Annotated in this window: 14 protein-coding genes; 9 read left to right on the top strand and 5 right to left on the bottom strand. The window is 45.6% G+C overall.

Annotation, left to right across the window (positions count from 1 at the left end; translation table 11 throughout):
* Nucleotides 1–407 precede the first annotated feature (407 nt).
* The 5 genes from ccmE to ccmA are packed head-to-tail and all read right to left on the bottom strand — an operon-like array spanning nucleotide 408 to nucleotide 3,192.
* On the bottom strand, nucleotides 408–869 hold the full coding sequence (ccmE, locus tag ACHUFQ_RS16145; RefSeq protein ID WP_394176882.1) for a cytochrome c maturation protein CcmE: 462 nt from the start codon (nucleotides 867–869) through the stop codon (nucleotides 408–410).
* The gene (gene ccmD, locus ACHUFQ_RS16150) at nucleotides 866–1,114 is read right to left on the bottom strand and encodes a heme exporter protein CcmD (RefSeq protein WP_394176883.1); all 249 of its coding nucleotides are present in this window, start codon (nucleotides 1,112–1,114) and stop codon (nucleotides 866–868) included. The genes ccmE and ccmD overlap by 4 nt, the downstream gene beginning before the upstream one ends.
* Before the next feature lie 2 nt (nucleotides 1,115–1,116).
* Nucleotides 1,117–1,860 carry a heme ABC transporter permease gene (locus ACHUFQ_RS16155; RefSeq protein ID WP_394176884.1) on the bottom strand — a complete coding sequence of 248 codons (744 nt, stop codon included), beginning with the start codon at nucleotides 1,858–1,860 and terminating at the stop codon, nucleotides 1,117–1,119.
* 1 nt (nucleotide 1,861) lies between these two features.
* Nucleotides 1,862–2,548 carry a heme exporter protein CcmB gene (gene ccmB / locus ACHUFQ_RS16160; RefSeq protein WP_394176885.1) on the bottom strand — a complete coding sequence of 229 codons (687 nt, stop codon included), beginning with the start codon at nucleotides 2,546–2,548 and terminating at the stop codon, nucleotides 1,862–1,864.
* Nucleotides 2,545–3,192, bottom strand: a complete 648-nt coding sequence (gene ccmA, locus ACHUFQ_RS16165; protein ID WP_394176895.1) for a cytochrome c biogenesis heme-transporting ATPase CcmA — start codon at nucleotides 3,190–3,192, stop codon at nucleotides 2,545–2,547. Before ccmA ends, ccmB begins: the two co-directional genes overlap by 4 nt.
* Before the next feature lie 473 nt (nucleotides 3,193–3,665).
* On the opposite strand from ccmA, the gene ACHUFQ_RS16170 reads away from it, so the two are divergent.
* The 9 genes from ACHUFQ_RS16170 to ACHUFQ_RS16210 all read left to right on the top strand — a co-directional run bounded on the left by ACHUFQ_RS16170 (nucleotide 3,666) and on the right by ACHUFQ_RS16210 (nucleotide 13,585).
* Nucleotides 3,666–5,714: a heme lyase CcmF/NrfE family subunit gene (locus ACHUFQ_RS16170; RefSeq protein ID WP_394176886.1), complete on the top strand. Its 2,049-nt coding sequence runs from the start codon at nucleotides 3,666–3,668 to the stop codon at nucleotides 5,712–5,714.
* 12 nt (nucleotides 5,715–5,726) lie between these two features.
* Entirely contained in the window at nucleotides 5,727–6,290 is a 564-nt protein-coding gene (locus ACHUFQ_RS16175; protein ID WP_394176887.1) for a DsbE family thiol:disulfide interchange protein, read from the top strand.
* Nucleotides 6,291–6,326: 36 nt separating this feature from the next.
* Nucleotides 6,327–6,785: a cytochrome c-type biogenesis protein gene (locus tag ACHUFQ_RS16180; RefSeq protein ID WP_394176888.1), complete on the top strand. Its 459-nt coding sequence runs from the start codon at nucleotides 6,327–6,329 to the stop codon at nucleotides 6,783–6,785.
* A gap of 36 nt (nucleotides 6,786–6,821) precedes the next feature.
* Complete coding sequence (ccmI, locus tag ACHUFQ_RS16185) at nucleotides 6,822–8,078, top strand: c-type cytochrome biogenesis protein CcmI (RefSeq protein ID WP_394176889.1); 1,257 nt, start codon at nucleotides 6,822–6,824, stop codon at nucleotides 8,076–8,078.
* A gap of 84 nt (nucleotides 8,079–8,162) precedes the next feature.
* A complete protein-coding gene (locus tag ACHUFQ_RS16190; RefSeq protein WP_394176890.1) occupies nucleotides 8,163–8,753 on the top strand; it encodes a glutathione peroxidase in 591 nt (196 codons plus the stop codon).
* 46 nt (nucleotides 8,754–8,799) lie between these two features.
* Nucleotides 8,800–9,816 carry a ferrochelatase gene (gene hemH / locus ACHUFQ_RS16195; protein ID WP_394176891.1) on the top strand — a complete coding sequence of 339 codons (1,017 nt, stop codon included), beginning with the start codon at nucleotides 8,800–8,802 and terminating at the stop codon, nucleotides 9,814–9,816.
* A gap of 30 nt (nucleotides 9,817–9,846) precedes the next feature.
* Complete coding sequence (locus ACHUFQ_RS16200) at nucleotides 9,847–11,433, top strand: PepSY domain-containing protein (protein ID WP_394176892.1); 1,587 nt, start codon at nucleotides 9,847–9,849, stop codon at nucleotides 11,431–11,433.
* 440 nt (nucleotides 11,434–11,873) lie between these two features.
* Nucleotides 11,874–12,026, top strand: coding sequence for a hypothetical protein (locus tag ACHUFQ_RS16205; protein WP_394176893.1), 153 nt, complete (start codon nucleotides 11,874–11,876; stop codon nucleotides 12,024–12,026).
* 2 nt (nucleotides 12,027–12,028) lie between these two features.
* The gene (locus ACHUFQ_RS16210; RefSeq protein ID WP_394176894.1) at nucleotides 12,029–13,585 is read left to right on the top strand and encodes a SulP family inorganic anion transporter; all 1,557 of its coding nucleotides are present in this window, start codon (nucleotides 12,029–12,031) and stop codon (nucleotides 13,583–13,585) included.
* The last annotated feature ends 109 nt before the right edge of the window (nucleotides 13,586–13,694 follow it).

Below are 13,694 nucleotides of genomic sequence, written 5' to 3' on the forward strand. Positions count from 1 at the left end.
TCTCTGCAATCAAAGCCTTGTCTAAAAGCCTTTAAATTCTCACTGAGTGAGCAATAATTTAATGGGATTGGTATAACCATTCTCTGCAATCAAAGCCTTGCCTAAAAGCCTTTAAATTCTCACTGAGTGATCAATAATTTAATGTGATTGGTATTATATTGCACGAATATAAGTTAAGCATTTGCAAGGCATGAATGGCATAGACAAATCTACATAGAAGGCGGAACGTTTACAGCAGTTGGATTGCAGCTCCATCGTTAAAATCAGTAATACCAATTACATTAACAACCGGGGATGGCTCATGGCACTGCTGTTAAGCAGTGCCATTAAAGCTTCGCTGTTTAAGCTATCGCACAGCGCAGCTCACCGCTACGCTACGCGACGTCAAGGGAATTACGTCAAGGGAATTACTCGTAATTTGCGGGTTTATGGTGTTTGCCAATCGCATCGGCAATTTCTTTCGGCATATATTCTTCATCATGTTTGGCCAAAACTTCCGTGGCCACTAATGTCGTTGGATCCACCAACTTACCTTGTGCAACGATGCCTTGCCCTTCCCGGAATAGGTCCGGTAGGATACCTTCGTACTGCACGGTAATCATCGGACCGGAATCAATGAGATCAAATGATACATTTAAGGTTTCAGGATCGCGCTTGACGCTGCCAACCACCACCAGACCGCCGACCCGAATATTTTGACCTACCACTGGCTTTAACGTGCCGTCTTCTTTGCCATGATGAACTTCCGAAGGGGTGTAAAATACGTCAACAAAATTGCTCAGCCCATACAAAGATAAGCCGGCGACAGTTGCGACGCCAAACAAAATCAGACTTATAATGGTTAATCGTTTTTTGCGCCTTGGGTTCATACTACCTCCCCGGAATTCGTTTGGCTTTGCGCGGGTTTATTTTTCTCAGCTTTTCGTTGTTGATAAGCTTTAAGTTGTTGTTCTCGTTGCAGACGCTGGCGAATTTTATGCAATTGCTGCTGGGGTTGACGCATACTATTTACGGCCATTACTAGCAATATTAGCAAGGTACAGCCATAGGACAGCCAGATGTAAAACCCATGCTTGCCCATCGCCAGAAATTCAGAAAATGATTCAAATGCCATAATTACCGCTCCTCGGCCAGAGCCATTTGTTTCACCCAGGGGCGCAGGCTGTTACGTGCCAGCACCTGACCTTGAAAGCGTTTGCAAATCATACTTCCTGCCAGAAATGAAAATCCAAAGAAACAAATCACAAAGGGGATGTACATACTCATTGCCATCGAAGGGGCTGCAAATTTGGTAACGGTTGCCCCTTGATGCAGGGTATTCCACCATTCAACGGAATAATGAATGATCGGCAAATTAACCACACCGACTAAGGCCAGTACACTAACGGCTTTAGCGCCTTGGTTTTTATCATCAAACGCATTACCCAGGGCAATGACCCCAAGATATAAGAATAACAGTATCAACTCACTGGTTAGGCGCGCATCCCAAATCCACCAGGTGCCCCACATGGGTTTACCCCAGGCAGCGCCGGTGATCAGCGCAATGGCGGTAAACGCCGCTCCGACCGGAGCAATCGCCGCGATCGCGGCATGGGCTAACTTTAATTGCCACACCAATGCACAGAATCCGGCAATGGCCATGGAAAAATACAAGCCCATCGATAAAATGGCCGCGGGGACATGAATGTAGAAAATCCGCACCGTTTCGCCTTGCTGATAATCGGCAGGTGAATAGGCCAAACCCATAAACATCCCGACGCTTAATAACAGCGCGGCAAGTATGTTAAACCAGGGGATTAATTTCCCGGTAAAATGATATGCCACTTCCGGGTTGGCATAAGGGTGTAACCATTTCCACATGTTAGTTTGTACTCACTTTTAAAGCGGCGCCAACGGCAAAAGGTGCCGTTATTAACGAGGCAAAAAATAGGGCTGCAATTATAGCAAGGTGCCCCTGATAAGGCGAGTTCATCGTTGCCGCCTCAACGGCTGCGGTTGCTAAGATCAATACTGGGATATATAGCGGTAAGATCAGTAGGCTTAACAACACGCCACCTTTTTTCAGCGCAACCGTTAATGCCACACCAATCGCCCCTAATAAACTTAAAATTGGCGTACCGAGTAGTAAGGTCAAAAAGAGCGCCCCATAACCATCAGGGTGCAGGTTCATCATCATGGCTAATAGCGGTGCGAGCAGAATCAACGGTACGCTGGTGACCAGCCAATGGGCAAATATCTTTGCCAGCACCAAAATGAAAACCGGACAGGGGCTCAACAGCAGTTGCTCAAGCGAACCGTCCTGATAGTCGTTTTTAAAGAGTCGTTCCAACGATAATAATGTCGACAACAATGCCGCAACCCAGATAACGCCAGGCGCAATTGTCATTAATACATTTGGCATGGCACCAACACCAATCGCAAACAAGGTGATTACGATGATAAAAAATAATAACGGGTTAACAATATCGTCGCGGTGTCGCAAAGCGATCTTTAAATCGCGCAGCAATATGCTTTTAAACGCCTGTCGATAAGAAAGTGAAGGATTCATAGGGCGAATACTCTTTCTAGCATCAGGGTTTGGTAACGAGATGCATCGATAGACAGATCCTGGTGCGTGGTGAGGATCACAATACCACCATTATCCGCATGCTCGAGGATTTTTTGTTCCAGGCGTTTCACCCCTAGTTTGTCAATGGCGGTAAATGGCTCGTCTAGAATCCAGATGCTGGCAGCTGTCGCCCATAAACGGGCCAGCGCAATTCTGCGGTGCTGTCCCGCACTTAAATGGGCTGCAAGGGTATCGGCAAAACCGTACAGATCAACCTGTTCTAGCAGTGGTTCGTACTCAGTGCTGTCCTGGCCACATAATTGCAAATTGAATTGCAGGTTTTCCAACACGGTTAATTCGGCTTTTACGCCGGGGGAATGACCCAGGTATAAAAGGTCTTGATGATATTCTTCGCGGCATTGCTCAATGGCAGCTCCCCGGTAATAAACCGTACCGTTTTCCGGTTCAAATAATCCTGCAAGAATTCTTAATAAACTGGTTTTGCCGGTACCATTGGCGCCTGCGATTTGCCAGATGTCACCGGCTTTTACACGGATATTCAGAGCATCGAATAAAATTCGTTCTTCACGAATACAAGTGAGATTGTCGGCGGCCAAGACCGGGGATGATGAAGTGTTCAATATTTTTCGTGTTAAACAATTTATTGGACGTTTTTTGTCATTCTACAAGTTTGGCAGAAAAATAAGAAGAAAAAGATGTTCCGGATGAGCCACTGAACGACCGTATGATATGTCAATCGATATGAGGTGACATGTAACAGAGTTATTGAACCTAGATTACTAAGCCTTGATTACTATGCTTTGGTAACCAAGCTTTGGTAACCAAGCCTTAATTAGGAAGTCTTAGCTGTCAGGCAAGACTTTGTCGCTTTCGCGGGTCCTCTTGAAGGCCTGTCGCGTTTTTTGATGGTCAATGGCATGCAAGCGGCAAGGAATTTGTACGATTGTCGGCAAAAATGAGTGAGAAAATCAACATACGCTAGTTTTAACGGCAACACTCAGTATAATACTTGCAATATTCCCTGGGCTTTGTCGATAAAATCTAAAACGCCTAACATCGTTTTGCAAGGCTAACTTGCTGAATTTTGGAGTAAATAATGATCCCTGAGTTAGGACACTTCTCTCTTTTTGTGGCGCTCGCGTTAGCTATTTCCCTTAGCGTCATTCCTTTAATTGGTGTTAGTTTACAAAACCAGCGACTGACCACGTTAGCCAAACCGCTGAGTGCCGGTATGTTTGTGTTTGTAACCATCAGTATTGTGTTGTTGGGATACAGTTTTGTCGTTGATGACTTTTCTGTGGCTTATATCGCCTCGCATTCCAATTCTCAACTGCCTTATTATTTTAAGATCAGTGCCGTTTGGGGAGGACATGAAGGCTCATTATTACTCTGGGTATTTGTCCTAACGGCCTGGACTATGGCTGTCGCAACCTTTAGTCGCCACGTCGACCAGGCGTTTGTCTCTCGAGTTCTGGCTATCATGGGGATGATTACCGTAGGTTTCCTGGCGTTTACCATCTTTACTTCAAATCCCTTTGACCGAATTCTCCCCACGCCGCCATTGGAAGGCCGGGATCTAAACCCGTTGTTACAGGATGTTGGTTTGATCATTCACCCTCCCATGCTTTATATGGGCTATGTTGGCTTTTCCGTCGCCTTTGCGTTTGCGGTTGCAGCACTGATGTGTGGCAAGATGGATGCCGCCTGGGCGCGTTGGTCGCGTCCCTGGACGCTGGCTGCCTGGATCTTTCTAACCATAGGTATCGCTCTGGGTAGTTGGTGGGCATATTATGAGCTTGGCTGGGGCGGCTGGTGGTTCTGGGATCCCGTGGAAAATGCTTCCTTTATGCCATGGCTGGTGGGCACGGCACTATTGCATTCCCTCGCCGTGACCGAAAAGCGTGGTGCGTTTAGAAACTGGACCGTATTGCTAGCGATATTCACCTTTAGTTTGAGTTTGTTAGGTACGTTTTTAGTGCGTTCTGGTGTTATCACATCGGTGCACTCGTTTGCCGCCGATCCAACCCGAGGTTTATTTATTCTGTTGTTGCTGGCAATCGCGGTGATGGGATCGCTAACCTTATTTGCCTTCAGAGCATCGAAAGTGGGTAGCTTTTCTCGCTTTAGCCTGTTTTCCCGGGAAACGGCACTACTGATTTGTAATGTCCTGCTGGTTATTGCCTGTCTGACGGTTTTGATGGGAACCTTGTACCCATTGATGTTTGACGCCTTGGGGCTAGGAAAAATTTCCGTGGGCCCTCCTTACTTTAATCTGGTGTTTATTATTATTACCACACCTTTATTTATTGCGATGGGACTGGGGCCTCTGATTCGCTGGAAAAAAGCCAAAAAAGGCGATTTACAGCGACAAGTCAGTAAGCTATCGGTGATAGCGTTGGCATTAGGTTTTGCCTTCCCATTCTTATATGGTGGTGAATTCAATCTGCTTGTGGCCTTCGGCATGACGCTAGCTATCTGGGTGGCTTTGATCGCCGGACGCGATCTCTACAATCAAATCTATCTGGGAGCCGGTAAGTGGCAATTTAAACGCATTAGTTTAAGCCATCTGGGAATGGCCGTTGCCCATATCGGCGTTGGCGTTGCGATTGTTGGCGTGACGCTGGTATCCAATTATGAACAAGAGCACAACGTTCGTATGAACCAGGGTAGCAGTGCCGACATCGCCGGTTATCAATTTATCTTTAATGGCGTAAAGCCCGTTGAAGGCCCTAATTATTCGGCTGAACAAGGTCAAATTGAAGTGCGTCAGGATGGCGATTTTGTTGCGCTGTTACAACCTGAACGTCGCGCCTACCGTGTGCAGACGATGGGGATGACAGAAGCAGGCATTGATCCTGGATTATTCCGTGACTTATATGTAGCACTCGGCGATCCACTACCCGGTAATGCCTGGGCGGTGCGGGTTCACTACAAGCCGTTTGTTCGCTGGATCTGGTTGGGCGCCATCTTCATGGGGCTCGGTGGCTTATTTGCTATGGCCGATAAACGTTATCGCCAACGTAAGCACAAGGGCGCGGTGGCAGCGTCTATTGATTCACCGTCATCAACATTGAAGCCTGCGGATACGTTAGCAAACGCAAACGTTGGTCAAGCATCGTTAAATGACGCAAATAAGCAAACCTAAGGGATGATGAGAATGAACAAGGTGATTCGCTTTTTACCACTGATCCTGTTTATCTTACTTGGTATTTTGTTGTTTCGTGGATTGTCTTTAGATCCCAACGCTATGCCATCTGCGTTGGAAGGCAAGAAGTTTCCGCCATTTTCGTTAACGGAATTACAGCAACAATCGAACGTGTTGACTACAGAAGATTTTCAGCCAGGGATCAAACTGGTTAATGTCTGGGCCACCTGGTGTCCCGGTTGCAAGTACGAGCATCCATTTTTACTGAAAATTGCCAAGGATAAGCGCTTTGCCTTGTATGGTGTTAATTATAAGGATGAGCGCGACGCGGCACTGCAGTGGTTAAAGCAATATCAGAACCCGTATCAATTTACCTTGTTTGATAATGACGGAAAACTGGGTATGGATTTAGGCGTTTATGGGGCACCGGAAACCTTTGTTGTTGATCATAATAATCAAATTCGAAAGCGTTTCGCCGGTATATTGGATGAAGCTGTCTGGCAACAACAATTCGAGCCTTTATTGCAGCAATTACAACAAGAAATTAATAACGCTCAGAGTAATACTCAGGGCTAACTGGATGAATATGCGAACATGAATATGCAATCAATAATGCGACTACTTACTTGCATAAGCGCTTTCTGGCTGAGCATCTTACTGGCGTTTAGCATCAATGCCGCGCCAGTTGATACCTACCAGTTTCCGGATCCCGTCACCAAAAAGCGGTTTCAGCAATTGGTGTATGAGTTACGGTGCCCAAAATGTCAGAATCAAAATCTGGCCGATTCAAATTCGATGATTGCCGTTGATCTGCGCAAGCAAGTGTATGACATGTTAATCGACGGTCGCTCCGATATGGAGATCGTTAATTTTATGGTCGAAAGGTATGGCGATTATGTGTTGTATCGTCCAAAGGTGTCCGCAGCCACCTACTTGCTATGGTTTGGTCCGATAGGCTTTATTCTTATCGGCGGCATCGTAATTGCGCTGTTTGTCCGTCAATCTAATGCGAAATCGCAACCGTTGAATGATGAGCAAAAACAGCAGTTAAACGATATTTTAAAAGATTAATGACGCGAGATATTTGACAGGGAATCTGCCAGTTTTATGACCACTTTTGTAATTACCATTTTCGTTTTCTTGCTTGTCGCATTGGCGATTATCTGGCGTCATTTTTTACGCCGTTCATTGAAGGCTCGTCCTCAGGACTACCGCGGCCAGACGAATAAAGATTTATACCATGAACATTTAGCGGAAATTCAGCTCGATCTGGATAAAGGACGCATCGATCAGGAAAGTTTTGATTATCTGAAATCGGAACTGGATCGCAGTTTGCTGGCGGATATGCAGGCAACAGAGAAAGAACAACAAAGCCGCGACAAACAAACGTCAAAACTCTGGCCGGTGATTATCAGTGTGTTTGTTCTTGGCTTTTCTGGCCTGGGTTATTATCAATATGGTGCCTGGAAGCTGGCGATGAATCCGGTAGCGATTGCCGAGCATGGTGCGGGTTCGCAGGCAAACGTGATTATCGAACGTCTGAAAATCTTGCATGAGGAAGTGCAAGCCAACCCTGAAAACACCGATGCCTGGTTCCAGTTGGGACAAATTTTAACTACCGTCGGCCAATACGAAAGTGCGTATGTGGCTTATCAAAAAGTCATTGATGTTGAAGGTGAACAAGCCGATATTTTAGCATTACAGGCGCAGGTTAAGTATTACCAAAATGGTCAGCAGCGCAGTGATGAAATTAACGCGCTGATTGATAAAGCCAAAGCCCTGGATCCGGAAGATGCTTCGACCTTGATGTTTATTGGCATGGACCATTATGTAAATGGCCGATTCAACGAAGCTGCGGCTAACTGGCAAAAAATTATTGATTCAGGTCGTGCCGGTGTTAACACTGATGCATTGCAAGAAGCGATAGATGAGGCGTTAGCGAATGCCACAAATGCCACAAACGATGCTTCTGCAAATGGTGAGCTTGCCCAAAATGACAGTTCAGCGAACGGTCCTTCATTTACCCTGGTTGTCACATTGAGTGATGAAATCATTCAGGCCATGGCAGATAAAGAAGACAAAAATATTTTCGTGTATGCCGTTAACAGTCAAGGGCCAAGAATTCCTCTGGCAGCGGTGAAAATCAAAGCCAGCGATTTGCCGACAACGTTAGTATTGGACGACAGTAAGGCGATGAATCCGCAAATGCAGTTAAGCAGTGCCGAACAGGTGACCATCTATGCGGTATTATCCATGCAGGGGACGCCGGGTATGAACCCTGGTGATTTCAAAGGGGAAATCGCCAATATTGATGTAGAAGGTCAGCAACAATTGAACCTGATCATTGATAGCGTCGTAAAATAGCAGGTTAGAGAGTAAGGCCTTCACCATTATGGCAAGATAGGCTCATTACTCTGCTTTGAACAGAATCTAGATAAGAGAGACATTATGTTAAAACAAGGACTTATTCTGCCGTTGACTGCGACTTTGGCAATGTTTTCAAGCTCTATCGCTTTCGCGAAAGATGGTAATCAGCAAAGTGCTGCGACAAAAGTAGAGCAGCAGGCGTGTCCTGCGATTTTACAGCATACGGTGCGTAAACTGCACTCCAGCGAGGAAGTCGACCTGTGTGAAGCCTATCAGGGTAAGACTTTATTAATCGTGAACACGGCCAGTAACTGTGGTTACACGCCGCAATTCAAAGCGCTGGAAGCACTGTATCAAGACTACAAAGATGAAGGTCTGGTTATTTTAGGGTTCCCGTCTGATAATTTCTTTCAGGAAGAGGATGAAGAAAAAGATACGGCTGAGGTTTGCTATGTAAATTACGGTGTGACCTTCCCAATGTTCGCTACCACCGTTGTTCGCGGTGATGATGCCCATCCGATTTTCAAAGAGTTGGAAGAGAAAACGGCAGCACCTTACTGGAATTTTTACAAGTACTTAGTGAGCAATGATGGTCAGAGCGTTCAGCGTTTTTCTTCAAAAGTTGAACCTCAGTCTGAAGAACTGGTTACCGCGATAAAACAAACACTGTAACTCAGAACAATAACCACAGCTATATCAGGATTAATAAGAGTAAGTTATGTCGAGTTTTGTATCAGCGGGGAAAAAATTGCATGATGTTCAGGTTGAAACGGCCGTTTTGCTTACCAACCTGGGAACTCCAGACGCGCCTACCAAAGGAGCGTTGAGAACTTACCTACGCGAATTCCTGTCAGATCCCAGAGTCGTGGAAATTCCGCGACTGGTATGGATGATAATTCTACACGGGATTATCCTGCGTATTCGCCCAGCTAAATCGGCAAAGTTGTACGAAAGCATCTGGACGGAACAGGGCTCGCCGTTATTGGTCCACTCGCAGGCCCAAAAAGACAAGGTTGCAGCTCAGGTAAAGGCTTTGTATGGTGATAGGGTAACGGTAGATATTGCCATGCGTTACGGTAATCCTGGTATTGTTCCGGCGTTGAAAAAATTTCAGCAACTCGGGGTGAAACGCATTATCGTCTTGCCGCTTTATCCTCAATATGCGGGACCAACGACGGGTTCGACCTTCGATAAAGTCGTCGCGGAAGTTAAACAGTGGCGTTATGTACCTTCCTTACACTTTTTAAGTTCATACCACGATAATCCAGATTACATTGATGCGCTGGCGAACAGTATTAGCGAAAATTTTGCCGCTAATGGTACGCCGGGGAAGTTGATTATGTCGTTTCATGGCATGCCACGCCTGTTTCTCGAGCGCGGCGACCCGTATTATTGTTTCTGCCATAAAACCGCTCGTCTGGTGGCTGAAAAACTCGGTCTTGAGACAGCGCAGTATGAAATGACCTTCCAGTCGCGTTTTGGTAAAGCCGAGTGGCTCAAACCTTACACCGATGATGTGCTGGCAACATTGCCTGAGCAAGGGGTGAAAGATGTGGCAGTAATAAGCCCGGCGTTTAGTGTCGATTGTCTGGAAACGTTGGAAGAGCTAGAGGTCGAGAGCCGGAACGTGTTTATGGATGCCGGCGGTGAAAAGTTTCGCTATATTGCGGCGTTAAATGATCGAGATGATCATATTCAGGCATTATTTGGATTGCTTAAACCTTACCTGAACTAACGTTTTTCTCAGGCGGACATGGAGGTCAGATTGCTAACAGAAAAAAGATTGCGCAAGCTGCACCGATTATTGTTAACTCTGATCTTTGTGCAGGTCGTATTGTGGGGAGTCTCAGGCCTTTATATGGTGGTAATGGATATTGATTTTATCCGTGGCACTCCATTTAAATCTGCCCCTCAGCCACTTGTCGCTGAAAAGGTTATCGTCCCTCCTGCAGTCCTGTTAAATCGCTTCGATAGTATTAAATCTATCCGTCTTCGCATGTTGGCAGATACGCCGGTGTATGTTGTTGATGACGGTGTAAACGTTTCTATGGTGAATGCCGAAACCTCAGAGTCGATTAGCATTAATGAAACGCGAACGATTGAGATTGCGCGCAAAGGATATTTGACACTCAATGACACGCCTGCCATCAATGCAATCAACTTGTTTACCGATGTTGCACCGGAAGAGATCCCAACATCCATACTCCCTGCGTGGCAGGTTGAGTTCGATGATGGGGTGAATACCCGGTTTTATATTGATGCAACAACCGGAGAAATCTTGCGGGTCCGGCATCAATACTGGCGTCTATTTGATTTAATGTGGCAGTTACACATTATGGATTATGACGATGGTGCTGACATCGACAACCCGTTGTTAAGTGCGTTTATCATTTCGACTTTGCTGGCGTTGGGCTCAGGCATGGCGCTGCTCGTTGTACATTTTCACAGGCAAGCAGATAAACGGGCGAGGCAGGGTAGGACACAAGCGAAAAGCTTATTTTCATCAAGCAAACGGCAATTACGTTATTGGCATCGACGTTTGGCTCTGTTAACGCTTATTCCTTTATGTTTGTGGCTGGTAAGCGCCGCATATCTCAATATGTTCGCCCCTCATTTTCAGCACGATTATTCTAAACAAACTGAAACTTATCATTCAATGTCGAGCAATCAAGCTGATGTGATCATGGATGCTGTTAACCTTGCCTTAAGTAGGGTAGTCCAAGCTGACCAACTCGCCAAATTGCCGATTCAATCTCCGGATGACCGTCAATTTGATCCGCACCTCAAACAACTACTTCAACATGAGTACAGGGAAAGCCCAATTACTGAGATTGATTTCATCCCGTTTCCAGCGCAGTTGGTTACGCCTCTTTTATTGTTACGCAATGCTAATGACAAAGCGTGGTTGGTTGATCCGGTTACATTAAATATAAACACGCTCAACAAACAACAAGCTCTGGCGTTGTTACTGGCAAAATATGAGTTTGAAGCGGATAACATGACAATCACTATGCAGAGTGATGGCGTCGATGACATGCCTGAATTTTCCGGAAAATTGTGGCAAATAGACGTCGATGACCATGTCGAAACCACGTTTTATATCGATAGTATAAATGGCAGCCTATTTGGGCCGTTTAATCGCTATACCCGGTTAGAATCTTTGTTTTTGCGCATTCATTTTTTTGATTATGCTGGGAGCCTGGGTTTTAATCATTGGTGGAATATCCTTTTTGCCTTGCTGTATTTGATATTATCGTTATCCGGGATAGCGTATTTATTTAGGTTTGTTAAAAACAAACTGCCCCTTAAAATCCATAGCGTTAAAGCCCGGCGTAATCGGCAAGTTGCTTGATTTGTCGGCAGTTAATTCCATTCTTAGATTGCAAAAACAGCCCGTACAATGTATATTTCGCGTCGGCTTTTGACCTGAATTTATGCGCGAATTGCGCATCAGGTAATGCCAATCAGATTAAGTTTGTGCACAACTCAGAGTTAGGGCTGAGGTTCAGTTACAGCATAGATTTCATTGATATAGTCATTCTATATTTATGAAATCTAGGGCCGTAAATGGGCCTTAAGATAAACTCCCTGCGGGTGAGTTTTAAAGGCGTTTATCCTGCGTTACTGATTTTGGCCGATTTTGAGATAATGGAACGACCATTCTCTGCAATCAAAGCCTTGTCTAAAAGCCTTTAAATTCTCACTGAGTGAGCAATGATTTAATGTGATTGGTATAAGCTTCCAACATCCGTGGCGATGCGCCGCAATTTTTATGAACTGGCAGGAACCAGTGTGTTTAAGTACGCACTTACTATGAGGCTCACGCCTCTGGCTCGTGGTGGTTCAAGATTACGTACTATATTTACTATCGTTTACAGTCTCGGTAATGTTACCGAGACTCTGTTGTTTTTGGTGGATTTTGAAGAATCCGGCAAGATGAGTTAATTATGTTTGAATTACACGCAAGTAAAGTTACAAGCCTGAAGAATGACGTATTGTCTGGTCTGACGGTTGCTCTGGCATTGGTTCCCGAAGCGGTTGCCTTTGCCTTCGTTGCCGGTGTTGAGCCTTTAGTGGGTTTATACGCTGCATTTATGGTTGGTTTGATAACCGCCGCCTTCGGTGGTCGTCCGGGCATGATCTCTGGTGCTACCGGTGCTATGGCGGTGGTCATGGTTTCTCTGGTTGCTTTACATGGTGTGCAGTACCTGTTTGCAACTGTGGTGCTCTGTGGTGTCCTGCAAATCCTTGCGGGTATTTTTAAACTCGGGAAATTCATTCGTCTGGTACCTCATCCGGTTATGCTTGGCTTTGTTAACGGACTGGCGATAGTGATTTTCCTGGCTCAGCTTGGACAGTTTAAAGTGTTTAATGACGCCGGTGAACTGGAGTGGATGAGTGGCAACGCCATGTACACCATGTTAGGTTTAGTCGCGTTAACTATGGCGATTATCCACTTCCTGCCTAAACTTACCCGTGCCGTACCTTCATCTCTGGTTGCCATTGTTGTTGTTACCCTGATCGTGTTGGGATTAGACTTAGATGCGCGTACCGTTGTTGATTACGTGCGTGATATGACCAATGATCCAAATGCCACGATTGCCGGTTCCTTACCAAGTTTTGCAATCCCTTCGGTTCCTTTTACGCTAGAAACGTTAAAGATTATTTTCCCATTCGCATTAGTGCTGGCGGCGATTGGTCTGATTGAATCATTACTGACATTAACCCTAATTGACGAGCTTACGGATACCCGTGGTCAGGGTAATCGTGAATGTGTCGCTCAAGGTGCGGCAAACACAGTTAACGGTTTCTTTGGTGGCATGGGCGGTTGTGCGATGATTGGCCAGTCTATGATTAATGTGAATTCTGGCGGTCGTGGCAGGATGTCTGGTATTACCGCTGCATTGGCGCTACTTGGCTTTATTTTATTCGCATCGGGTTTAATTGAAATCATTCCTCTGGCAGCATTAGTTGGGGTTATGTTTATTGTGGTTATCGGTACGTTTGAATGGTCTTCGTTCCGTATTATTCGCAAAATCCCGAAAACGGATGCGTTTGTATTGGTGCTGGTTTCCGGTGTTACGGTGATTTCTGATTTGGCGGTTGCCGTTGTGGTCGGTGTTATCGTTTCCGCGCTGGTCTTTGCCTGGGAGCATGCAAAACACGTTATCGTTAATCGTTCTACTGATGAGAACGGCTGGACTGTATACGAGGTAAATGGCCCGTTGTTTTTTGGTGCGATCAGTTCATTTTTAGATCAATTCGATATCCAAAATGACTCAGATGATGTCATTGTCGAGTTTAAAAACTCACGAGTCGCGGATCACTCAGCCATCGAAGCTATCGATACATTGGCAGAGCGTTATATCTCGAAAGGTAAAACCTTGCATCTTCGCCATTTAAGCCCAGAATGTAAGATCTTACTTCGCAAAGCCGGTGATTTAGTTGAAGTAAATTACATTGAAGATCCAAACTATCATGTGGCAACGGACAAGTTAGCCTAACGTTCGGTCCATCGTTTCTAAAGCCCGCCAAAGCGTAACACCGATCAGATAAGCAATCGATCGGTTGACAGGTAAAAGGATCGTACGACAATAGCCCCATCAAATTGAT

The sequence above is a fragment of the Thalassotalea litorea genome, from assembly GCF_043642205.1.
GTDB lineage: Bacteria > Pseudomonadota > Gammaproteobacteria > Enterobacterales > Alteromonadaceae > Thalassotalea_A > Thalassotalea_A litorea.